Here is a 23328-nt window from a genome sequence, read left to right on the forward strand (position 1 = left end):
TGATCGACATCCCATTCCTCGTATATAAAAGCAGCATAACTTCTCGTTTGAACCCGGAGTTGCAATTACCAACACCGACAACTCTGATTAGACTGTCTCTATCTCACCAATACCGCCCCAACCATGGATGGGACTGAAGGAGGGTTTGGCACGGTGCACAACAGGACGTTTGCGCCTCTCGGCTTCACGCTCATCGAGCTGATGGTCACCATTGCACTCTTATCTATCCTGCTGACGCTGGGAGTCCCTTCCTTTAACTCCTTGATCAGGAACATGAGCCTGACGACGCAGGCGAATCAGTTCGTGGCTTCCGTGCAACTGGCGCGCAGCGAGGCGGTTCGGCGCAATCGCAATGTGTTGCTGTCGGCTCAGGCTGGCAACGCGGCCTTGCATTGGGAGAGGGGATGGCAGGTGTGGAGTGACAACAACGGTAACGGCAGCCTGGATGGTGGCGAGCTGATCCGCCAGTTCGGCTCGTTCGACGATAACATCCTGGTCAGTGACACGGCAGTGTTGCGGTTCACCAGCAATGGTTTTCTCGACGGTCGCTCCCCTCAGGGGCATCTTTTCAGTCTCGGGCCATCTTCCTGCGCAGGAGGGGGAGCGCGGGACATCAGCGTCAGCGGGACCGGCCATCCGTCGGTTGAGGAGGCCACATGTCTGTGATGCGCGTGACCGGTTTTTCCCTGCTCGAAGTGATGATCTCCGTGCTGGTGCTGTCGGTCGGTATTCTCGGCATGGCAACGCTCCAGTTACAGGCGCTCAAGAGCAACCAGTCGGCGCTGAGCAGCACCGAGGCCACCCAGTACAGCAACCTGATCGGTGATCTGATGCGGGCCAATCGCAGCGCCGCCCTGGCCGGCCAGTACGATATTGCACTGGGAGAACGGGCTTCGGGCGCGACGGCGGCCGTGGCGGATCTTCAATACTGGAAGCTGACGCTCGCATCCTTGCCGCAGGGAGATGGGGCCGTGGTGGTCAGTCAGGGGCGAGCCACCATCACGGTGCAGTGGCAGGGGGGGCGTCAGGCGGGCGAGCCTGTCCAGCGTTCACTGATCGTGAGGACCGAGCTGTGAATGCCGCCTCGAGACGGCATCAGGCCGGGGTGGGCCTGGTTGAACTGATGATTGCGCTGCTGCTTTCCCTGTTCACCATTGGGGTCATCATTCAGGTATTCCTTGGCAATCACCGGACCTTCCTGATCACCGAGGCGGTCGCCCGGGTGCAGGAGGAGAGCCGCTTTGCCCTCAATCTGTTGCAAAAAGAGCTGCGTCAGACCGGCTACCTGGGTTGCATCAGCAAGCAAGGCGTCACCATCACCAGCACCCTGAGCGCGACTACGACCCCTTACGACTTTCGCATCCGTGTTCGCGGCTACGACAACCTGGGTAGCACACTGCCCACCGCGATCTCCGGATTGTTTGGCGCGACTGAGCCCAGGCCGCGCAGTGGCAGCGACGTGTTGCTGATCCAGAGCCCGGTCGGCAATGGCGTGCCCGTGGTGCGTAACAACAACGCCGCCCAGTTGTTTGCCCAGCTGTTGTCGACCAAGGCCGACTACTGTGCGCCCAACAGGCCCGCCTACAGCGACTTCTGTGAGGGAGATATCGTCATGGTGTCCGATTGCCAGAAGGCGAGGGTCTTCCAGATCACCAATGTGCAGGCTGCGGGGGGGGAGCTCAACATCACCCACTCCAACAGCGGCAGTTATATGCCGGGCAATGCGGTGAGCTCCTGGGGGGGGAACGGCGCACCTGCCGAGGAGCGGTTCGGTCCGGGTTCACTGATCCATCGCATGGAGACGCGCCTCTACTACATCGCCCGTCCCGCCGCCGACAGGCCCTGGACACTCTATCGCAAGAGCGGCAGCGCTACCGGCACACCCGTGGTGGACGGGATCGCCGACCTGCAACTCACCTTTGGTGAAGATCGCAACCGGGATCGGGCCGCCGACACCTATGTGGCGGCGGGCGCCGTGACCAACTGGGACAATGTGCTGAGTGTCGGCATCGCCCTGCTGCTACGCAGCACTCAGGGAGGGGTGCTGTCCTCGCCCCAATCGGTCAGTTTCGCCGGTGGTACCTTCCAGAGTGCGGACAGTCACTGGTACTGGGCCACCGAAACCACGGTGGCGCTGCGTAACCGGGTCCCCTAGGAGGCATGATGCAGCAGAAAGGAATGGCACTGATCCTGAGCCTCATCTTCCTGACGGTGGTGAGCATGCTGGCGATGGCGGCCATGCGTGGTGGCCTGCTGCAGGAGAAGATGGCGGGGAATTATCGGGAAAGTCTGCAGGCGTTTCAGGCCGCCGAGGCGGCGCTGCGGGGAGCGGAGCGCTATATCGAAGGCGGTACTGCAGGCCCCTTCAACAACAGCAGCGGGCTCTATGAGCTAGTGGATTCGGCCGTGGATCCGCTGGCATCGACTACCTCGTGGCGTAGCCACAATACCGGCGGCCAGGGACAATCCCCCGGGTATTTCATCGAGCGATTGCCCTATACCCAGGGGGCAAGTGAGAACCTGGCTGCGGACGAACCCCAGAGTGAGCGTCGCCTCTATCGCATCACGGCCAGAGGATATGGCCTCTCGAACGAGAGTGTTGTGCTGTTGCAGTCAACTTACAGTCGCTAGGAGGGGAGCCAGGATGCGTACATCTCTGTGGATGTTATTGGGGTTGTTGCCGGTGTTGCCGGTGCTCGGTGCGCTCGATATCGCCCAGACCCCCCTCTATCTCGGTACTCGCGCCGAGCCCAATATCATGTTCACCTTGGACAACTCGAGCTCGATGCTCTCTGAGGTGATGCCGGAAGAGTTGGTGCCAACTAATCTCAGCGTGTTCTTCATCTATCCCAGAGCCGATGATGTGTATGGCAGCTATGACTGGAGCAACAGCACTGTTACGTTCGCCAGCAACAGCGATTTCAATGCCTATAACCGGTCGAGTCAGAACAACAGACTCTACTACAACCCCTCATTGACCTATCGCCCCTGGGCCAATGCGGATGGTTCCCTGATGGCGAATGCCAGCATCACCTGTGCGCCCCACAATCCGACCAATACGACTGCTGGCTGTCGCGACCTGACCAAAAATAACAAGTTCCGGGCAGACTATTACACGAACTTTTCCTCCGACTACAACAGAAACGCGGAAGAGACATTCTGGCCAGCCATCTACTTTTCCTACAAGGGAAGTGGCGACCTAAAGAAGGTTGGCAGCTATACCCGGGTCGAGATCAAGTCGGGCACTACCTATGACAGCCGGCCCAACCGCAGCGATTGCAAGAGTGCTCCTGTCTGTGCCTATGCCGAGGAGATCCAGAATTTTGCCAACTGGTATACCTATTACCGCTCCCGGATCCTGGCCGCCCGTGCAGGGGTCGGACGAGCCTTTGCCAGCCAAGGTAATACCCTTAGGGTGGGATTCACCACCATCAACAGTGGGAGCACCATGCTGCGCATCGTGGCACCCTTTAGCGGCACCCAGCGCACCGGTTTTTTCACGGATCTGTATAGCGGCAAATTCAATGGCATAAACTACACGCCGCTGCGGACCAGCCTCCAGGATGTGGGGAATTACTTCTCCCGCACTGACAACAATGGCCCCTGGGCGACCAGTGCCGGCAGCACGGCGGCACATCTGACCTGCCGTCAGAGTTACAACATCCTGATGACGGACGGGTACTGGACCGAGGGACGCTCTTATAATCCCAGTCCCGCGGTCGGTGATGTGGACAAGGATGGTACAGCCGACACCTTGGCTGACGTATCCCTCAATTTCTGGAAGACGGACCTGCGCACCGATCTGGCCAACAAGGTACCGACTAGCACCACAGATCCGGCAAATTGGCAGCATTTGGTCAACTTCACCGTGGGATTGGGGGTTAATGGCACGTTGAATCCCGCCAACGGGGTGCCAAGCCGCTGGCCCGATCCTTACGATTCTGACGCTAAGAAGGTCGATGATCTGTGGCATGCGGCAGTCAACAGCAAGGGCGGCTTTTTCAGTGCCGCCGATCCCGATACCTTCGCCACCGCGCTCAGCAACACCCTGGCCCAGATAGCATCACGCACCAGTTCTGCCAGCTCGGTGACGGCCAATGCGACTCGACTCGACAGCAATACCCATATCTATCAGGCCCGCTACAACAGCGGGGACTGGTCCGGTCAACTCATCGCCATTCCGCTTGATGATAGTGGGGCTCTGGAGAACAAGACCTGGGATGCGGCGGCTCAGATCCCGTCTCCCGCGGATCGCCGGATCTTCACCCTGCAGGGAGGGAGTGGCATCAATTTCACCTGGGGCGATCTCAGCGCCACCAATAAGGCCTTGTTTGCCCTCGGGGGGGACACGCTGGGAGAGGCCAGGGTGGGTTACTTGCGCGGTGATCGCAGCCGTGAACAGGGACGTGGGGGCACCTTCAGGGATCGCAGCTCTGTGCTGGGGGACATCATCAACTCGGATCCCGTCTATGTGGGGCGCCAGGATTACGGCTATGGCGCGGCCAGCGGAATGACCCAGACCGAGCGGGAACGCTATGTAGCCTTCCTAAGCTCGACCCTGGTGACCGGACGCCCACCGATGCTCTATGTCGGGGCGAACGACGGGATGCTACACGGCTTCAGGGCCAGCGACGGCGTCGAGACCATGGCTTATGTGCCTGCATCCCAGCTTGGGGAGCTGACGCCCTTGGCCCAGCCGGGTTATGCACATCGTTACTATGTTGATGGGTCGCCCAAGGTGGGGGATGCCTATCTGAATGGTGGCTGGAAGACCGTATTGCTGGGCAGTACCGGGGCCGGAGGCAAGGCCGTGTTCGCCATCGACGTTACCAATCCAGCTAACATGATGGCCAGTAATGTGATGTGGGAATTTAACACGAGCAGCAACGCCGAAATGGGCGTAGCGCTCTCGGTGCCCACCCTGGGAAAGGTCAAGGCCGGGGACAAGTGGGTTGCTCTGGTGGCCAATGGTTACAACAGCCAAAGCCAGATGGCCAGGCTGTTTGTGATCGATCTGGCGGATGGCTCCCTCATCAAGGAGTTGAATACCGGGGTCGGCTCGAGTTCGGCGCCCAATGGCCTGTCGAGTCCTCTGCCGGTGGACGTGGATGGGGACAAACTGATCGACTATGTCTACGCCGGCGATCTGCAAGGCAATCTGTGGAAGTTCGATCTGACCGCCAACAACAGCAACCAGTGGGGGGTGGCGCTCAAGACCGGCAACCAGGGTATTCCCCTTTACCAGGCGTGTGATGGTACCTGCTCCGCCACCAGCCGCCAGCCCATCACGGTCAGGCCATTGGCGCTGCGACACCCCAATGGGGGGGTTATGGTCCTGTTCGGTACCGGGAGCTATATCACCAATGATGACAAGAGCCTGCCGAGCACGCCGCGGATTGACGCCGTATACGGCATCTGGGATGCCAATGGTCAGAGCAGCACCATCACGGCCAGCCAGTTGCAGAGCCAGGCGATCACCAGCGAGTTGGCGGCTAATGGCACTACCCGCAAGTTCAACGTAAGGGTGGTCTCCAACAATGTGGTGGATTACAGCGCCCGCAAGGGATGGTCTCTGAGGCTTATTTCACCAGGTTTTAGCAAAGGTGTCGGGGAACGTCAGGTTGCGGAGATGCTGTATCGTCACAAGCGGTTGATTTTCAATACTCTCATCCCCTCATCTGACGCCTGTGACTTCGGTGGCCGCTCCTGGTTGATGGAGATCGAGCCCTTCTCTGGGGCCCGTCTCAGCTACTCGGTGTTCGATGTCAACGGCGATAGTGCCATCAATGACGATGACTATGTCGAGGTGCCGGATGGCAATGGCGGTTCAACCAAGGTGCCCGGCAGTGGCAAGCAGTTTGATGAGCTGACGACGACCCCAAGCGTGGTGGAAGATGGCGAGGTAGAGCGCAAGTATATGAGCGGCTCCAGCGGCAATGTGTCGGTGACCCTGGAGGAGGGGGCTGGTGATCAGGGAGGAAGGCAGTCTTGGATTCAATTGGAATGAAAAATGCTAAGGGATTTTCCCTACTGGAACTGATGATAGTGGTGGTGGTGGTGGCGATCCTGTCGGCGGTCGCTTATCCCAGTTATCAGGCTCATATAGCGGCGTCGCGTCGGGCCGAGGCAAAGGCGGCGTTGATGGAGGCGGCCCAGTATATGGAGCGGGAATTCACTCAGGCGGGCAGCTATAACGCGGCCAACCTCGCATCGGCGGGGCTCAGTACCTTGCCGCGAGATGGTAGCTCGGCCTATTACCAAATGGCCGTGAATGCCAGCGGTGCGGCCTTCATCCTGACCGCCACCCCAACGGGAGGGATGGGCGGAGACGAATGTGGTGTCTTGATGCTGGATCAGGTTGGACGGCAAACAGTATCGGGTGCCTCGCTCACTGCCGCGGACTGCTGGTGATTCACTTCCAGCAGTTGGTTGGTGTTTTGTTGTCTGCCTTGTTGATGGTCAGGATGGTGCAGCCCGTATCACTACTCTGACCTCCCTTCGCGGTGGCGATCAGGGTGTAAACTGTGGGGGTAGCGCCAGAGATGGTGAAGGTGTAGTAATCGCTCGCTGGGTTACCGACTTGGGATGGTGTCCCGCTATAACTGGCGTTGGATATCCGAAACTCTTCCTGTTTGAGCTGCATGCTGAGCAGGCCCTTGAACGCCTCGGCGCGGCGGGATTTACGCAGTCCATCGGTAAAGCTCGGATAGGCAATGGCCGCCAGGATGGCGACTATGGCGACCACGACCATCAGCTCTAGCAGTGTGATACCTGATTGTTTGACTCTCATTGGCGGCACGCCTCGGGAAACGGGTTGATACTATAGAATAGTATTGACGGTGCGCTCTGCTGGCACGGGCAAAAAGAAAGGAGTCTTGAGCTAAATGGTACGCACAGCGGACAGAACCGCCGGTTTTACCCTGATTGAGTTGCTGATCGCCCTGACGTTGGTGGCTATCTTGGTGGCTGTGGCGTTGCCCAGCTATCAGTCATTGCGGCAGGAGCAGATGGTGCGGGCGGCGACGCAGGCTCTCTATACCGATGTCATGCTGCTCAAATCCGAGGCTGTCAAACGTAATCAGACGTTGAATCTCCTCCTTTTTAATAGCGGCACGAGTAACTGGTGCTACCGAGTTCATATCGATGGCAGCTGTAGCAGCTGTACTGATACTTGCTCCAGCATAGAGGGGCGGAAAGGGGGGGATGCCAGCGAGTTTCCCGGCCTCATTTTAGAGGCGAGTTACAGTGAATCAGCAACTAACATCAGGCCACTCAATATTTCTCCCCGTCGAGGCACGCTGACGGCGGGCAATATTGCTATCTCATCAGGTGACTACTCCATGCGGGTCGTAACCAACAATGTTGGGCGGGTACGCACCTGTGCAGTCCGCAATGTCAGTGGGGTGCCGGGATGCTGAGACGCCATACAGGTTTCAGTCTGGTGGAGCTGATGGTTGCCATGGTGGCTGGTCTGCTGCTGGTAGCGGCGGTGACGACGCTCTTCGCTACCGTTCTCAGGGCCAATAGTACCGCTATGAAGGTGAGCCGCCTCAATCAGGAGATACAGGCAATTACCGATATGATGGCCCGTGACATCGAGCGGGCAGGCTATGATGCCAGTGCGGCCACCGCAACCCGACTGGTGTCTGGCGCAGCCCCTTCCCCTTTCTATTTCAATGCCAGTGCCGATCTGCTGGATGAGACGGCAACAGGCTCGAAGCTATATCGCTGTATTAGAGTGAATTATGATGACAATGAAAATGGTGTGCTGAACAACAGCGTGTCCAGCAGTCATGAGACGCGAGTTTACAGTTACAGCAGTGCCGACAAGGGAGTCAAGCTGGCGACGGGGGCCAGTCCTGCCTGTAATAGCGGTAGTCTCATCTCGACCGATAACACCATCGAAGTTACCCAGCTCACTTATAGCCTGCTCTCGAGCAGTCAGGTGAGTGGCGCCAGGGCCATTCAGCTCAATATCTCTGGTCGTTACAAAGACAATACTGCGCTGACCCTGAACTTGCAGCGCGATATCAAGCTGCGTAATGACGGATACTGATATGAGAACTCAATCCGGTTTTACAACCTTCACTGTCACGCTGATCCTGGTGCTGATCCTGCTGGCGGTCTCCCTGCTGGTGGGCAAGTTGCTGGTGGCCGATCGTCGTGTGACATTAAACGAAGCGCTCTATCGTCAGGTCATGGCGTTGGCGGAGCAGGGGCTCTCCTACGGTTTTGGCCGATTAGCCGCTGAAGGCTCTCTTTGTCCTGCAACCCCCTCCTGGTCTGGAAATTCATTCTCTCCATCTGGGGCTGGCGGCACCTATGGCCTGACTGTGGATTGCATGACCTCCTTCCCCGTGGTGGTGGGGAGTACCACCCAAGTGACCCCGATCCGCATTCGTTCCGTGGCCAATTTGAATAACAATCAGGCTCAGGCTGCGGTCGAGGCGCAATATGTGCAGAGCAATGTCTTGGCAGGAACCCCGGCTGCCCCGCTGACCGTCGCCGGCGGCATGGCGGTGGGGGGCAATTTCACCGTGGTGGCCAATCCCAATGGGGGCGGGCTGGGAGTGCCGCTGTCCATCTGGACCAATGATTATGTGGACCTCAACAATGGATCTGGCCAGACCTGCAATCAGGGAGACTACGCGGGTAGTTGCAGTGCCAATATCAGCCAGGCGGGCAGCAAGCAATCGGATATCAAGGATAGCGATCCCGCCTTCCCCAGTGATCTGGTCTGGTATCTGTTCAATGAGAATGATGATGACGCAGGTTGGGCAAACATCGAATCCAGGGCCAATCAGATGGTCACGAATTGCAATGGTCTGGGGCCGACGACCACCGGGCTTGTCATCGTCGACGGCGATTGTAATCCGGGGGCCAATATTGGCACTCAGGCCGCCCCTGTTGTGTTGATCATTCGAAATGGCAACCTGACCATCAATGGTAACCGCCAGCTCTATGGACTGGTGTTTGCTTACTCTGAAGACCCGGCCACGGCGACCGCAGATATCAAACTCACTGGCGGGGCCATCGTCAATGGTGCCCTGGCGGCCAACTTCAAGCTTGGCAATTCCAATGGTACCTATGATGCAAAATATGATGAGGCTGCGCTGAGCAATATCAGGACCGGTGCCGTCTTCCAGACTCTTAAACAGGTGCCGGGTAGCTGGCGCGACTGGTAGAGGATAAGCAGATGAAATGGCAAAAAGGATTTGGCCTGCTCGAGATACTGGTGACCCTGGTGGTGTTGGGGGTTGCCGTGGTCGGCCTGGTGGTTCTCTCAAAGTCGGCCCTGACCGCTTCTCAGGATGGGCGGCGCTATGAAATCGCCATGCGTCTGGCCGAATCCAAGATCGATGAGTTCCGTAACTTCAATAGTCTGGTGACGGCGACCGCCCCGCTCACGGCCTATGACGCCATTGCGAGCGGTAATGTGACCAAGAGCCAGTCTGGTGATAGCTATACGCTGGTTTGGACGGTAACCAACCAATATTGGAACGGGGCCACTTCGGCATGGCAGAACACGGCACCTGCGGGGTACCTGCAGAACTACCCTGGACGAAAACAGATCTATACGAGAGTCAACTGGACCAACAGCGGAGGGGGGCAGGCCGCGGTCACTCTCACGGGCTATGCCTCTCCCTCGGAATCGCTGACTGCAGAGCAACTGCATGGCGGGCTGGATACCGCCCGGACAGGGCCGAAGATAAATTATACCCCAGGGGTGGCGCCAGACGTCATCTCCATCGATCTTGGCAACGGCAGCAAGCAGGAGACAAGCAAACCTTCTCCGACCGTGGTGGCCAAAAATAACACTGTCGGCAAGGAGGTACAGTTTGAAACAATGACCTACCAGCCTGCGAACCAAGGCAATACCCAGCAAATCCAGCAAGATATCAGCTCGGTAAGTTGCGCCTGCACCTATGGTTCCACTTTGAGTGCCTATCTTCCGGGTCAGGCCTACAGTACTGCCACCAACCAGCTTTATTGGAAAGTGGGGTCATTGCAAAGCAAGCAGACCGGGACGGTGAATGGCAATGATCAGCCAGCTTTATGCAGCAGCTGTTGCAAGGATCACTTCGACGGAACGGGGACGGGATTCCCCAACTACTATGCGCCGCTCAATACCAGCCGGCAGCGCTACAACAGCTCTTTTACCCAGGTTGGTAGCGGAAGTTATATCGATGCCTGCCGTTTCGTTCGGTTAGACGGTTACTATCGTCCTCTCCCGGATTGGAACCTGATCAAGGTCATCGTCACTACTTCAGACTTCTTGGCCAAACAAGCCAATCAGGTCAGTTATCAGAATTACATCCAGTATGTGGTCAAAGCCTATATCGACTGGCAGAAACAGACTCTGAACTGGACATCAAACCCGACGGCGACGGCGCCAACGATCAGTGATTTCTCCACATGGCTTCAAACCCCCGCCAATGTCGCGCCCGGCGGAGATGCTACCACGGGCATCACGGTCAATACCGGCACGCGTCAGCTGATCGCCCGTGGCATCTATGTCGATATTCTAAACCCGACCTATCTGGCCGGGATAGATACCAGCGTCACCGGTTATCTGGCCAGAGTGCCATTTCAGGATATCAATCTGACCATGTTGGCGGAGTGGTCCATGACACCGCTCAGTGGTCAATTGACGGGGGTGGTGACCGACTATGCCGTCGTCAGTAATGAGCCTATCGACACCATCGTTGATCTCAACAACTACTACTTCGGCAGTTACAGTCGTGGCTACCTGGCCGCCAAGAAATCTACCAAGGATGCCAGCCAGGCTCTGCAGAGCGTGAAGGTAAAGGCCACCGTCTATCAGGGGAACTCGGGGATTACAGCGACGCTTATCTCACCGCGCGATCAGAGCCTGGCACTCAGCACCGAACTGGCAGTGGAAATAGACACTGGCGTGGTGACACAACCCTTGTTGACGGTAACGGGCAAGGTGGAGTGTCTCGAGAAAACAAAAAACAACGATCCAACGCCCAAGGCCTGCAAGAAGAATGTGTTCGGTGGTTTGAGCATCAGTACCTCGACATCCGGTGCCAATTGTCATGTGGATACGCCGAGCAGTGATAATCAGACGGCCATCTATACCTGTACGGCAGCCCAGAATATTACCCTGGTGGTGAATTTCTCCTATTCGGGAAACAACACGACCTTCCTGCTTAAGCCTAGTTCTTTAAGCATCCCTATGACTCCGCCAGCCAGCGGGCAAGTCATCAGCGGCCCCTGCACCCTGCTGGTGGACAACGGCGTTACCAATGCCGCCAACCTGACCTGCTCCCCCTAGGGCCGGTTGTGGGAACCAAGGCGCTGGCACAGCCAGCGCCTTTTCTTTATCATTCCCCATCATTTTCGAGTTTTAAGATGCATCGCCATGGCAAAAGCCCTCTCTCTGATGCTTGCCCAGTTAAATCTGACGGTAGGCGCCATCGAAGATAACTGTGACAAGGTGCTGGCTGCGGCCGCAGAGGCGGATCAGCAAGGCGCCGATCTGCTGGTGTGCTCCGAGCTGGCATTGACCGGTTACCCGCCGGAAGATCTGCTGCTGCGGGCCGACCTGATGATCCGGGTCGAGGCTGCACTGGCCCGAGTGGCGGCCTGGCAGGGCAATTGCGCCATCCTGGTGGGGCATCCCTGGCGCGAAGGCGAGGCGCTCTATAACGCGGCCTCCCTCTATGAGCGGGGCCAGCTGGTGGCGCGTTACTTCAAGCAGGATCTGCCCAACTACGGGGTGTTTGACGAGAAGCGCTACTTCACCGCAGGCACTGAAACCTGCGTCGTGGCTTTCAGAGAGCACAAATTGGGGCTGCTCATCTGTGAAGATCTGTGGCAACCGGGCCCGGCCCTGGCGGCCAAGGCGGCCGGCGCCGAGCTGCTGCTAAGCATCAACGCCTCCCCCTATGACAGGGAGAAGCCCTGGATCCGCAATGAGTTGATGACGGAGCGCTGCGATCAGACCGGCCTGCCATTCGTTTACCTCAATCAGGTCTGCGGCCAGGACGAGCTGATCTTCGACGGCTGCTCCAAGGTGTTCAGCAGCCAGGGCGAGCTGACCCACAAGTTGGCGCCTTTTGCCGAAGAGCTGGTGCTGGTGCGGTTCGAAAACGGTCAACCGGTGAAGCTACAGGAGCCTGCCGCCTCCCTCGCGCCATTGGCCGAGGTCTATCAGGCGCTGGTGTTGGCAGTGCGCGACTATGTCACCAAGAACGGCTTCCTGGGCGCCGTGCTGGGGCTCTCCGGCGGCATCGATTCCGCCCTGACCCTGGCCATCGCCGCCGATGCCATAGGGGCGGACAAGGTGCAGGCGGTGATGATGCCGTTCCGCTACACCGCCCAGATGAGCGTGGAGGATGCCAAGGAGCAGGCCGAGCGGATGGGGGTCGAGTTCGACATCATTTCCATCGAGCCCATGTTCGAAGGTTTCATGACCCAGCTGGCGCCGCTGTTTGTCGGCACCGCGCGGGACACCACCGAAGAGAACCTGCAGGCCCGCTGCCGTGGCGTCTTGCTGATGGCACTCTCCAACAAACGCCGCCGCATCGTGCTGACCACAGGCAACAAGAGCGAGATGGCGGTCGGTTATGCCACCCTCTACGGTGACATGGCGGGCGGCTTCGATGTGCTCAAGGACGTGCCCAAGACCCTGGTCTTCAAACTGTGTGAATATCGCAACAGCGTCGATTATGTGATCCCGCAGCGGGTCATCGATCGCCCCCCTTCGGCGGAGCTTGCTCCGGATCAGGTGGATCAGGACAGCTTGCCCCCCTATGACATCCTGGATGCCATCCTCAAACGTTATGTGGAAGAGGATGCCTCGGTCGCCGACCTGGTGGCGGAGGGCTTTGAAGAAGCCGTGGTACGCAAGGTGATCCGTCTGGTGGATCTCAACGAATACAAGCGCCGCCAAGCCGCCGTCGGGCCCCGTATCACGGCCCGCAACTTTGGTAAGGATCGCCGTTACCCCATCACCTCCGGGTTTGGCAAACAGAACTGGTAAGGAGTCACCATGAAGAAGATTGAAGCCATCATCAAACCGTTCAAGCTGGACGATGTGCGCGAGGCCCTAGCCGAGATCGGCATCAACGGCATGACAGTCTCAGAGGTCAAGGGCTTCGGCCGCCAGAAGGGGCACACCGAGCTCTATCGCGGCGCCGAATACATGGTGGATTTCCTGCCGAAGGTGAAGGTCGAGCTGGTGGTGCAAGACGAGGATCTCGATGCCTGCCTGGAAGCCATCCAGAACACCGCCCGCACCGGCAAGATCGGTGATGGCAAGATTTTTGTCTGCGAAGTGGAGCGGGTCATTCGTATCCGCACCGGCGAAGAGAACGAAGACGCAATTTGATGTGATGAATGAGCCTCGAAACGATGAAGAGAACCAAGATGCCATCCCGCTGATGTGGACGCGTCTCATGGTGGTAGCTGGCCTGCTGATGGGTCTGACCGCCTGTAGCTCCAAGCCACCGGCCCAGCCGGAGAACCTGTGCCAGATCTTCAGCGAGAAGCCGGATTGGCACAAGGCGGCGCTGCGGATGAGCGAGCGCTGGGGGACACCGGTGCACGTGGTGATGGCCATGATGTATCAGGAGTCCTCCTTCGTACACGATGCCCGGCCACCGATGGACTATTTCCTCTTCATCCCGACCGGGCGCGCCAGCTCGGCCTATGGCTATGCTCAGGTGAAGGATGAGACTTGGGATGACTATCAGCGGGAAAGTGGCAACGGCTGGAGCAATAGAGACGACTTTGCCGACGCCATCGATTTCATGGGCTGGTACACTAGCAAGGCGCAGCGGCTGAATGGCACCTCCAAGTGGGATGCCTATGGCCAGTATCTCAACTATCACGAAGGCTGGGGCGGCTACCGGCGTGGCAGCTTCCGCAGCAAGGGATGGCTGATGAAGGTCTCCCGCAAGGTAGAGGCCCGCGCCCAGCGCTACGGCGCCCAGTACCGACAATGCAAGGATCGGCTCCCCAGCGGGGGCTGGTTCTCGTAACCAATCAGGAGTCAGAAATGCCGTTATTAGACAGTTTTACCGTCGACCATACCCGTATGGAAGCCCCTGCCGTGCGGGTGGCCAAGACCATGCAGACCCCGAGCAAGGACACCATCACGGTGTTCGATCTGCGCTTCTGTGTGCCGAACCAGGAGATCCTCTCCGAACGCGGCATCCACACCCTGGAGCACCTGTTTGCCGGTTTCATGCGGGATCACCTGAACGGCAACGGGGTCGAGATTATCGACATCTCCCCCATGGGTTGTCGTACCGGCTTCTACATGAGCCTGATCGGCGCGCCGGACGAGGCGCGTGTGGGCGCTGCCTGGCAGGCCGCCATGAGCGATGTGCTGACCGTGCAGGATCAGGCCAAGATCCCCGAGCTGAACGAATATCAGTGCGGCACCTACAGCATGCACTCGCTGGAAGAGGCGCACGCCATCGCCCGTCACGTGCTGGAGCGCGGCATCGGCGTCAACCATAACGACGAGCTGGCGCTGCCGGAAGAGAAGCTGAAGAGCCTCTGAGCCGTTGGGTTGCAGAGATGAAAAAGGCCGGTCAATGACCGGCCTTTTTGCTGCGCGCAGGCTCAGGAAGGGAGCGGCATCACCCGGTTGCGACCGAGCTCCTTGGCCTTGTAGAGCAGCTTGTCGGTGCGCTCGACGAGGGCATCCCCCGTCTCCTGCCCCTGGTGTTCACCCACCCCGAACGAGGCGGTGATGTGATCGATGCGGCGGCCAGACTTGCGATCCAGGATCGACATCTTCTCGATGGCCCGGCGCAGGCTCTCCGCCATCTGCCGGGTCAGCGCCAGGGAGCGGCGTGGCGCCAGCAGCGCAAACTCCTCCCCCCCGAGTCGGTAGGCGGTGATCCCCTCCTTGCTGGCCTCCCGCAGCCGCTTGCCGAAGATGCGCAGCACCTGATCCCCCAGCAGGTGACCATATTCGTCGTTGAAGCTCTTGAAACGATCGATGTCGACCAGGATCAGCGAGAACGGCTGACGGGTGCGGATCAGGCACTCCATCTCCAGATCGAAGGCGCGGCGATTGAGCAGGTTGGTGAGGGCGTCCTCGGTGGCCAGCTTGCGGGTTTCGCTCAGCGCCTCCTTCAGCTCCTTGATCTCCTTCTCGGCGCTGCTGAGCTGACTGCGAAAGTGCATGGTGGACATGCGCACGTCCCGCGACTCGCGCACCAGCTCACGCAGTATGCCCATGGTGTCTTCCAGGCTCAGCCCCTCGTCATCGATGAGGCTCAGCCTGTCGAAGCTCTTGTCGAGCATCGCCTGGAACTGGCCGGTGTCGACCAGCGCATCCTGCATGGAGTGTCCCAGCTCGTTGGCCATGGCGGCCAGATTGAGCTTCATGGCCTCCATCTGCTGCTCATCCTGGCTGGCGAGGTGCTGATGGTAGAGGCGCTCGCAGGTGGTGAGGGAGCAGGTGCCCTGCAGCTTGACCGCCTGATCGATGGCGCTGTTCAGCTCGGGCATGTCGCCGGAGACGTAGTTGTACCAGAGGTGGTAATTGTTCGGGGTGGTAGGAATCTGATACTTGATCATCAGGGGGACCGCCTGTTTCAAATAGGCGGCAGATTGGGCGAACGAGTCCTTGCTCATGAGTTCCGAGTCTCACATACCTGCAAACTGCGGCCAGTATGACAGAGAGATTGGCCAAAAGGCAGTCGATGGATGCCATTAGCTCCCCCCTTCGATATAATGTCTTCATTATTACCTACCCTAAGGCCTGCTTATGTCTCAAAAAGATCCTTTCCTCCAACGCGAGGCCGAAAAATACGAAAACCCCATCGCCAGCCGCGAGATGCTGCTGGAGCTCATCAAGGGCCATGAGAAACCCATGTCCCGGGAAGAGTTGGCCAAGGCCCTCAAGCTGACCGAAGAAGAGCCGCTGGAGGCCTTGCGCCGTCGTCTGCGCGCCATGGAGCGCGATGGGCAGCTCGTGTTCACCAGGAACCAATGTTACGCCCTGCCGGATCGTCTGAATCTGGTGAAAGGCTATGTGCTCGGCCATAAAGATGGATTCGGTTTTCTGCGCCCCGAGGGTGGTGGATCGGATCTCTTCCTGAACAACCGTGAGATGCAGCGCCTGATGCACGGCGACTACGTGCTGGTACAGCCGACCGAGATCGATCGCAAGGGCCGGCAGGAGGCCAGACTGGTGCGCCTGCTCAAGCCCCGCGAGGCGGACATCGTCGGCCGCTACTTCGTCGAGAACGGGGTCGGCTTCGTGGTGCCGGATGACAGCCGCATCGGCCAGGACATCCTCATCCCCGAAGGGGAGAACAAGGGTGCCCGCCAGAGCCAGGTCGTGGTCGTTCGCATCACCCAGCGCGCCACCTCCCGCATCAATTCGGTCGGTACCGTGCTGGACGTGCTGGGCGAGAACATGGCGCCGGGCATGGAGATCGAGATCGCCCTGCGTACCCACGGCATCCCGCACACCTGGCCGGAAGAGGTGACCAAAGAGGTCGCAGGTCTGGGCGAACAGGTGCCGGAGAAGGCCAAAGAGGGTCGTATCGACCTGCGTGCCCTGCCGCTGGTCACCATAGACGGGGAAGATGCGCGTGACTTCGATGACGCCGTCTTCTGTGAAGCCAAGCGCGGTGGCGGCTGGCGCCTGTGGGTCGCCATCGCGGATGTCTCCTCCTACGTGAAGCCCGGCACGGCGCTGGATGCCGAAGCCTATCAGCGCGGCAACTCCGTCTATTTCCCCGAGTTCGTGGTGCCCATGCTGCCGGAGGTGCTCTCCAACGGCCTCTGCTCCCTGAACCCGCAGGTCGACCGGCTGTGCATGGTGTGCGAGATGACCATCTCCGCCGCCGGCCGCATGTCCGGTTACAAGTTCTACGAAGCGGTGATGAATTCCCACGCGCGCATGACCTACAGCAAGGTGGCGGCGATCCTGGATGGCGAGCCCAAGCTGCGTCAGCAGTACGAGCCGCTGGTGGGCCACATCGAGGAGCTCAACAACCTCTACAAGGCGCTCAAGCACGCCCGTCACCAGCGTGGCGCCGTGGAATTCGAGAGCGAAGAGACCCGCTTCATCTTCAACGCCCAGCGCAAGATCGACCAGATAGTGCCGCTGGTGCGCAACGATGCCCACAAGATCATCGAAGAGTGCATGATCCAGGCGAACGTGGCCGCGGCCCGTTACATCGAGAAGAACGAAGCCTTTGCCCTGTTCCGGGTGCACGATCGTCCGGGCGAAGAGCGCCTGACCGGTTTCCGTGACTTCCTGGCCGAACTGGGTCTGGAGCTCAAGGGGGGTCTCGAGCCCGAGCCGAAGGACTTCGCCGAGCTGGCCGCCAAGTTTGAGGGGCGTCCGGATGCCGAGCTGCTCTCCACCATGTTGCTGCGCTCCATGCGCCAGGCGGTCTATCAGGCCGACAACATAGGTCACTTCGGTCTGGCCCTGAAGTCCTACGCCCACTTCACCTCGCCGATCCGCCGCTATCCGGATCTCATCCTGCACCGCGCCATCAAGTACCAGACGGCCAAGGAGCAGCAGGGCAACCTGCGCCATAAGTGGACCCCGAGCGGGGGTTATCACTACCAGCTGGAAGAAGTGGATCCCATGGGCGAGCATTGCTCCATGACCGAGCGCCGTGCCGACGATGCGACCCGCGACGTGGCCGACTGGCTCAAGTGTGAGTACATGCTGGATCACGTGGGTGACGAGTTTGATGGCGTCATCGCCAGCGTCACCGGCTTCGGTTTCTTCGTCCGTCTGGCGGAGATCCACATCGACGGTCTGGTGCACGTCAGCACCCTCACCAACGACTACTACCAGTTTGATCCCCTGCACATGCAGCTGATCGGCGAGAACTTCCGCCGTCGCTACCGCCTGGGTGACAAGGTACGCGTCAAGGTGATGGGCGTGAACCTGGACGATCGCAAGATCGACTTCGTGATGGTGGAAGCGCCACTCACCGGCAAGGATGGCAAAGAGGTAGTGCGCAAGCCCGCCAAGGGTGGTCTGCGTCACGATAAACGCAAAGAGAGCAAGGATAGCGGCAAATCCGACAAGGGTGGCCGTGCCAAGCCCAGCAACAGACGACCGAGCAAGAAGGCTCGCGAAAAGACCAAGAGCACTAAATGAGTACAGAACTGATCTACGGCATTCACGCTGTATCCGCGCTGCTGGAGCGCACCCCGGAGCGCTTCATCGAGGTGTGGGCCCTCAAGGGCCGTGAAGACGACAGGTTGCAGCCCCTGCTGGACGAGCTGGAAGCGCTCGGCCTCAAGGTGCAGAGCGTGAACCGCAAGACGCTCGATGATAAAGCCGAGGGCAACAATCACCAGGGCATCATGGCCAAGGTGATAGAGGCGCCCAAGCTGGCCGAGCACGATCTGGCCAGCCTGCTGGACAGCCTGGCCTCGCGACAAGCCCAGCCTTTCCTGCTGGTGCTGGACGGGGTGACGGATCCGCACAACCTCGGCGCCTGCCTGCGCAGCGCCGACGCGGCCGGGGTCCATGCGGTCATAGTGCCGCGGGACAAGGCCACCGGCCTGACCTCGGTGGTGCGCAAGGTCGCCTGTGGCGCCGCCGAAGTGGTGCCGCTGATCCAGGTCACCAACCTGGCCCGCAGCCTGCGCGAGTTGCAGGAACGCGGTGTCTGGCTGGTCGGCACCGCCGGCGAAGCGGATCACGATCTCTATCAGGCCAAGCTGACCGGCCCGATGGCGCTGGTGATGGGCGCCGAGGGCAAGGGCATGCGTCGCCTGACGCGCGAGCACTGCGACGAGCTGGTGAGCATCCCTATGGCCGGGGCTGTCTCCAGCCTCAATGTCTCGGTGGCGGCGGGCGTCTGCCTGTTCGAAGCCGTGCGTCAGCGCCGCGTCTGAGCCAAGGGTGATGGACAGACCCCCGTTCAGCCGGGATCGGGTCACAGATGAGCAGGAGGCCACGCGCCTCCTCTCTTTTGCCCGCTCCTTGACGCTCGCCCCCCGAGCCTGCCTCTGGCACGCCGGTGACAGCCCGGATCTGCTGGTCAGGGTGGAGCAGGGCTTGCTGCGGGCCAAGGTGGTGCTGGCGGATGGGCGCGAGTACATCAAGGAGTTCTACTGGGAGGGGGACGAGTTTATCGACTTCCACCACCTGCTCAGTGGCGAGCCCGCCCGCTACAGCGTGGAGGCGCTGGAGCCCTGCCGGCTGCAGCTGTTCGCCCTGGCCGATCTGCGCCAGCTCAACTGCTGGCCCGCCTGGTATCAGCACCTGCTGGCGGTGCAACTGCGCATCAAGGAGGAGAAGGAGCTGTTGCTGCTGACCGAGAGCCCCCAGGCCCGCTACCAGCACTTCCTGCAGAGCTTCCCGGCCCTGGATGCCAGGGTGCCGGATCACCAGATCGCCGCCTATCTCGGCATCAGCCCCATCAGCCTCAGCCGCATTCGCAAACGGCTGAAGGATCTTAACAAAGGTTAATGCCGGTCTGGCTGCGCTCACCTATGCTGGCGGGCCTAATCGATAAGGAGTTGCCGATGAACTGGAGTCTCAAGGCTTGGTCCGAGCTGACCACGGACGAACTGTATGATCTGCTGGCCCTGCGGGCCGAAGTCTTCGTGGTGGAGCAGACTTGCCCTTTCCAGGATCTGGATGGGCTGGATCGCCGCGAAGGGGTGCTGCACCTGCTCGGCTACGAGGGCCGGCACCTGGCGGCCTATAGCCGGATCATGGCGCCTGGCATAGGTGACGAGCATGGCTGCGCCATCGGCCGGGTGGTCACCTCGCCCCAGTCGCGGGGTGGCGGCCTGGGTCACCGGTTGCTGGCGGAGGCCGTCAGGGGCTGCGAGGCTGGCTGGCCGGGTCACTCCATCTGGCTCGGCGCCCAGGCACACCTGCAAGGCTTCTACGGCCAGCACGGTTTCGTGGCGGAGGGGGAGGGCTATCTCGAAGACGACATCCCCCACATGGGCATGCGCAAAACGGCGGTCTGAGCCCGGGCCTGGATGTCGGGCAAGGGCGCCAGTTTGAGATGGCTCCCACACTGCCGTGATACAAACGGATATGATCGGCCCCCCATCTTGACTGGAACGTTGTCGTGACCCCCACCCTCTTTGCGGCCATCCTGCTGGCTGCCCTGTTACACGCCCTCTGGAATGCGCTGGCCAAGCGCCAGGCCGAGGGGCGGGTCAGCGTCTTGCTGGTCTCCCTCTGCTCCGGCCTCTTTGCCGCGCCCTTCCTGCCCCTGGTGGGGTGGCCGGCCGCCACCGAATATCCCTGGCTGGCGCTCTCCATCCTGCTGCACTGCGGTTATTGCCTGTTCCTCGGCCGGGCCTACCGACTCGGCGAGTTCGGCCAGATCTATCCGCTGGCCCGTGGTAGTGCACCCCTGCTAACCCTGTCGCTGGGGGCGCTGCTGTTGGGGGAGGTCCCCGGGGGGCTGGCGGTGGCGGGCGCCCTGGTGCTGGTGAGCGGGGTGCTGTTGATGGCCTGGCGCGGTGGCATCAGGCTGGCGCCTGCGGCCCTGAGTGCCGTGCTGATCACGGCGTTGTTCACGGCCGCCTATACCCTCTCCGATGGGGCGGGCGCCCGCTCGGCCGGCGCGCCGGTGCGCTACACCCTCTGGCTGTTCACCCTGACCGCGCTGGTGATGCCGCTGCTGATGCGCTGGCAGAGTCGCACCGCCTGGCGGGATCTGGATGCCGCGGCCTGGTATACAGGCGCGCTCGGCGGCGCCTTGTCACTGCTGGCCTACGGCATCGTCATCTGGGCCATGACCCAGGCGCCCATCGGGCTGGTGGCGGCGCTGCGCGAGAGCAGCGTGCTGTTTGCGGTGCTGCTCTCCTGGTGCTGGCTGGGGGAGAAACTGGGCCGGGTCAGGCTGATGGCAGCGCTGGTGATCCTGTGCGGCATCCTGCTGATCCGGATCGGCTGAAGAGGGTCAGGCCGGGGGCGCCCGGCCTGAGAGTGGACTTAAGGGGTGACCCGGCTGATCAGGCAGAAGCCTTCGTCGGCGGGGCTCAGCTGCACGCTGACCCGGCCCAGCGCGGCCAGGCTGTCGACGTGGGTGCCACCGCAGGGGATGGTCACCTCTGCTCCCTCCAGGGTGCAGTGCCAATAGCGGGAGTCGATGATGGCCTCACCGGCGCGGGAGCGGCGAATGTCGCCACCCTCCGCCAACCAACTGGCCAGCTGGGCGTTGATCTCCTGCTCGATGGCGGGCAGGGCCGCCAGCAGCTCGGCCGCCATCACCCCCTTCTTGCGCAGGCTCTTGCCGATGCGATACAGCTCCTGCGAGCCTCTGGGCTCGACCCGCGAGGTCTGGATGGCGAGCCGGTCAAAATCGGGCTGGCCGAGGGCATCCCGCTCGCTCGGCTCCTTGCGCCAGTAAGGGGTCAGCACCCGGTTGAGGGCCAGCGCCGCCAGATGGCAACCGCTATGGCCCAGGCTCAGGGTATGGCGGGCATCGGCATCTACCTGCAACTCGACGTGGGTCTCCACGGCCAGCTCATGCCTGCCCGTCAGCGGATGCACCACCACGAAGGCCCAGCCCTCGGCCCCCCGTTTGACCGGTATATCCTGATCCACGAACAGCTCGCCGTCCGGGCTGATGGCGCCCATGCGGCAGGGGCCCACGCTGGCTTCGCCACTATCCCAGCAAACCCTGCCCACATCGCCCGGTTGATCGGGCCAGAGATGACTCTGGGGATGGAAGGGGCTGAGGTCGGTGACCAGCAGGGTCGGCTCGCCGGCCTGGCAATAGACTACCCTGGCCTGCTCTTGGTGATGGCCCAGCACGAAGCTGGCTCGGCTATGTTCCATGGATGGCTCCCGCGCGTTGCGAATGATAGAGAGAGCCGCAGCATACGCCAAAGCGAAGACAGGCTCATTAATCTGGGTTAATGAGCCTGTCAGTATATTGCCGACGGGGTCAGAGCATGGAGACCAGCAGATAGGCATTGAGGCCGATCACCAGGGCGACGATGAGTCGCCCCAGCGCCTGAGTCACCGGGTGATTGCGATGCTGGCCCATGAGGGCGCGATCGCCGGTCAGCATCAGCAGCGGGATCAGCGCCAGCGCTATGCCGAAGCTCAGGATCACCTGGCTCAGCACCAGGATATCCGTGGTGTTGAGCCCCATGGCGATCACCACGAAGGCGGGGGCCATGGTGATGGCCCGACGCAACCAGAGTGGGATGGTGAAGCGTACGAAACCCTGCATCACCACCTGTCCGGCCAGGGTTCCCACCACGGTGGAGGAGATGCCGGACGCGACCAGGGAGAGGCCGAACAGGGTGGCGGCCGCCTGTCCCAACAAGGGCGTGAGCGTCTGGTAGGCGGACTCCAGCTCGGCCACGGGCTGGTCGCCCACCCCGTGAAAGGCCGCGGCGGCCATGGCCATCATGGCCAGGTTGACGAAGCCGGCGATGGTCATGGCGATGGCGACGTCCACCCGGGTGCTGTGCAGCCGCTGGGGGACCGTGCCCCTGTCCTGGGTGTGCTGGGTCAGCGCCGAATGCAGATAGATGACGTGGGGCATCACGGTCGCCCCCAGCACGCCTGCGGCCAGATAGACGGCATCGCCGTTGGGCAGCCCGGGGAAGAGCGCGCCCTCCAGCAGGCTCGGCAGATGGGGGCGGGAGAAGACCAGCTCGACGATGTAAGCGGCGGCCACGAACAGCAGCAGGCCGCCCACCACGAACTCCAGCGGCTTCTGGCCGCGAGACTGCAGCATCAGGATGGCCCAGGTGACCACGGCGGTGATGCAGGCCCCCTCCAGCAGGGTGACGCCGAGCAGCAGCTTGAAGCCCACGGCGGCGCCGATGAACTCGGCGAGATCCGTGGCCATGGCGATGATCTCCGCCTGCACCCAGTAAGCCCAGACCGCGGGTCTGGGTAACTTGTCCCGGATGTGTTCCGCGAGGTTCTTGCCGGTGACTATGCCGAGCTTGGCGGAGAGGGTCTGCACCAGCATGGCCATCAGGTTGGCCCACACCACCACCCACAGCAGTTGATAACCAAAGGTGGAACCCGCCTGGATATTGGTGGCGAAGTTGCCCGGGTCTATATAGCCGATGGCGGCGATAAAGGCGGGCCCCAGCAGGGTCAGCTTGAATTTTCGGGCCGGGATGGCCGTGCTCAGGGCGGGTTGCATACTGTCATCCTCCATAGGATATGAGGATAGAATAGATCTAAATGATAATTGTTATCAATTGAAGTTTTGCATCAGGCTCATCGATAAAAACATCTATCGACGCCAGTTGCAGTGAGAGAGGCGATTTCGTACAATACGCCGCCCTAGAAAGCAGTGTCTAAACACCACTATGTTCCTTGCCTCCGAGGTTTGGCTGCACCTGGGCGGAGGC

23 protein-coding genes are annotated in these 23328 nt (G+C 60.6%); 19 read left to right on the forward strand and 4 right to left on the reverse strand.

Annotated features, from left to right (window positions below; genetic code table 11):
• Positions 1-153 precede the first annotated feature (153 nt).
• Genes EL255_RS03085 through EL255_RS03110 form a run of 6 tightly spaced genes read left to right on the forward strand, consistent with a single transcriptional unit; the run spans position 154 to position 6411 of the window.
• Positions 154-666 (forward strand): GspH/FimT family pseudopilin, encoded by a 513-nt coding sequence (locus EL255_RS03085; protein ID WP_269471668.1) that lies wholly within the window; start codon positions 154-156, stop codon positions 664-666.
• The gene (gene pilV, locus EL255_RS03090; RefSeq protein ID WP_042652136.1) at positions 657-1076 is read left to right on the forward strand and encodes a type IV pilus modification protein PilV; all 420 of its coding nucleotides are present in this window, start codon (positions 657-659) and stop codon (positions 1074-1076) included. The genes EL255_RS03085 and pilV overlap by 10 nt, the downstream gene beginning before the upstream one ends.
• Positions 1073-2155 (forward strand): PilW family protein, encoded by a 1083-nt coding sequence (locus EL255_RS03095; RefSeq protein WP_232018898.1) that lies wholly within the window; start codon positions 1073-1075, stop codon positions 2153-2155. The genes pilV and EL255_RS03095 overlap by 4 nt, the downstream gene beginning before the upstream one ends.
• An 8-nt stretch (positions 2156-2163) precedes the next feature.
• Positions 2164-2631: a pilus assembly PilX family protein gene (locus EL255_RS03100; RefSeq protein WP_232018899.1), complete on the forward strand. Its 468-nt coding sequence runs from the start codon at positions 2164-2166 to the stop codon at positions 2629-2631.
• Between the two features lie 13 nt (positions 2632-2644).
• On the forward strand, positions 2645-6007 hold the full coding sequence (locus EL255_RS03105; protein WP_042652137.1) for a pilus assembly protein: 3363 nt from the start codon (positions 2645-2647) through the stop codon (positions 6005-6007).
• Complete coding sequence (locus tag EL255_RS03110) at positions 6004-6411, forward strand: type IV pilin protein (protein ID WP_042652138.1); 408 nt, start codon at positions 6004-6006, stop codon at positions 6409-6411. Before EL255_RS03105 ends, EL255_RS03110 begins: the two co-directional genes overlap by 4 nt.
• Before the next feature lies 1 nt (position 6412).
• Here the strand turns inward: EL255_RS03110 and EL255_RS03115 are convergent, their stop codons facing one another.
• Entirely contained in the window at positions 6413-6790 is a 378-nt protein-coding gene (locus tag EL255_RS03115) for a type IV pilin protein (RefSeq protein WP_042652139.1), read from the reverse strand.
• A gap of 94 nt (positions 6791-6884) precedes the next feature.
• Between EL255_RS03115 and EL255_RS03120 the strand changes: the two genes are divergently transcribed.
• From EL255_RS03120 to luxS, 8 genes are all read left to right on the forward strand, one after another.
• The gene (locus EL255_RS03120; RefSeq protein ID WP_042652140.1) at positions 6885-7418 is read left to right on the forward strand and encodes a GspH/FimT family pseudopilin; all 534 of its coding nucleotides are present in this window, start codon (positions 6885-6887) and stop codon (positions 7416-7418) included.
• A gap of 20 nt (positions 7419-7438) precedes the next feature.
• Positions 7439-8056: a PilW family protein gene (locus EL255_RS03125; RefSeq protein WP_042652205.1), complete on the forward strand. Its 618-nt coding sequence runs from the start codon at positions 7439-7441 to the stop codon at positions 8054-8056.
• Between the two features lies 1 nt (position 8057).
• Positions 8058-9185, forward strand: a complete 1128-nt coding sequence (locus tag EL255_RS03130; RefSeq protein ID WP_042652141.1) for a PilX N-terminal domain-containing pilus assembly protein — start codon at positions 8058-8060, stop codon at positions 9183-9185.
• An 11-nt stretch (positions 9186-9196) separates the two neighbouring features.
• Positions 9197-11299: a prepilin-type N-terminal cleavage/methylation domain-containing protein gene (locus EL255_RS03135; RefSeq protein ID WP_042652142.1), complete on the forward strand. Its 2103-nt coding sequence runs from the start codon at positions 9197-9199 to the stop codon at positions 11297-11299.
• Between the two features lie 87 nt (positions 11300-11386).
• Entirely contained in the window at positions 11387-13009 is a 1623-nt protein-coding gene (locus EL255_RS03140) for an NAD+ synthase (protein ID WP_042652143.1), read from the forward strand.
• A gap of 9 nt (positions 13010-13018) precedes the next feature.
• Positions 13019-13357: a nitrogen regulatory protein P-II gene (glnB, locus tag EL255_RS03145; RefSeq protein WP_005308848.1), complete on the forward strand. Its 339-nt coding sequence runs from the start codon at positions 13019-13021 to the stop codon at positions 13355-13357.
• Positions 13358-13409: 52 nt separating this feature from the next.
• On the forward strand, positions 13410-14009 hold the full coding sequence (locus EL255_RS03150) for a transglycosylase SLT domain-containing protein (RefSeq protein WP_331854934.1): 600 nt from the start codon (positions 13410-13412) through the stop codon (positions 14007-14009).
• Positions 14010-14026: 17 nt separating this feature from the next.
• Complete coding sequence (luxS, locus tag EL255_RS03155; protein WP_042652145.1) at positions 14027-14536, forward strand: S-ribosylhomocysteine lyase; 510 nt, start codon at positions 14027-14029, stop codon at positions 14534-14536.
• Between the two features lie 62 nt (positions 14537-14598).
• Here luxS and EL255_RS03160 read toward each other — a convergent pair whose 3' ends face one another.
• Positions 14599-15621 carry a GGDEF domain-containing protein gene (locus EL255_RS03160; protein WP_042652146.1) on the reverse strand — a complete coding sequence of 341 codons (1023 nt, stop codon included), beginning with the start codon at positions 15619-15621 and terminating at the stop codon, positions 14599-14601.
• Between the two features lie 133 nt (positions 15622-15754).
• Between EL255_RS03160 and rnr the strand changes: the two genes are divergently transcribed.
• The 5 genes from rnr (at position 15755) to EL255_RS03185 (ending at position 20897) form a co-directional block, all read left to right on the forward strand.
• On the forward strand, positions 15755-18121 hold the full coding sequence (rnr, locus tag EL255_RS03165; RefSeq protein ID WP_042652147.1) for a ribonuclease R: 2367 nt from the start codon (positions 15755-15757) through the stop codon (positions 18119-18121).
• Positions 18118-18867 carry a 23S rRNA (guanosine(2251)-2'-O)-methyltransferase RlmB gene (rlmB, locus tag EL255_RS03170; RefSeq protein WP_042652148.1) on the forward strand — a complete coding sequence of 250 codons (750 nt, stop codon included), beginning with the start codon at positions 18118-18120 and terminating at the stop codon, positions 18865-18867. The genes rnr and rlmB overlap by 4 nt, the downstream gene beginning before the upstream one ends.
• 10 nt (positions 18868-18877) lie before the next feature.
• Positions 18878-19444 carry a Crp/Fnr family transcriptional regulator gene (locus tag EL255_RS03175; protein WP_042652149.1) on the forward strand — a complete coding sequence of 189 codons (567 nt, stop codon included), beginning with the start codon at positions 18878-18880 and terminating at the stop codon, positions 19442-19444.
• Positions 19445-19500: 56 nt separating this feature from the next.
• Positions 19501-19956: a GNAT family N-acetyltransferase gene (locus EL255_RS03180; protein ID WP_042652150.1), complete on the forward strand. Its 456-nt coding sequence runs from the start codon at positions 19501-19503 to the stop codon at positions 19954-19956.
• Between the two features lie 104 nt (positions 19957-20060).
• On the forward strand, positions 20061-20897 hold the full coding sequence (locus tag EL255_RS03185) for a DMT family transporter (RefSeq protein ID WP_042652151.1): 837 nt from the start codon (positions 20061-20063) through the stop codon (positions 20895-20897).
• 38 nt (positions 20898-20935) lie between these two features.
• On the opposite strand, the gene EL255_RS03190 is transcribed toward EL255_RS03185, so the two are convergent.
• Positions 20936-21784, reverse strand: coding sequence for an alanyl-tRNA editing protein (locus tag EL255_RS03190; RefSeq protein ID WP_042652152.1), 849 nt, complete (start codon positions 21782-21784; stop codon positions 20936-20938).
• A 109-nt stretch (positions 21785-21893) separates the two neighbouring features.
• A complete protein-coding gene (locus EL255_RS03195; RefSeq protein ID WP_042652153.1) occupies positions 21894-23117 on the reverse strand; it encodes an Nramp family divalent metal transporter in 1224 nt (407 codons plus the stop codon).
• Positions 23118-23328: the final 211 nt, after the last annotated feature.

It is taken from the genome of Aeromonas encheleia, from assembly GCF_900637545.1.
Lineage (GTDB): Bacteria > Pseudomonadota > Gammaproteobacteria > Enterobacterales > Aeromonadaceae > Aeromonas > Aeromonas encheleia.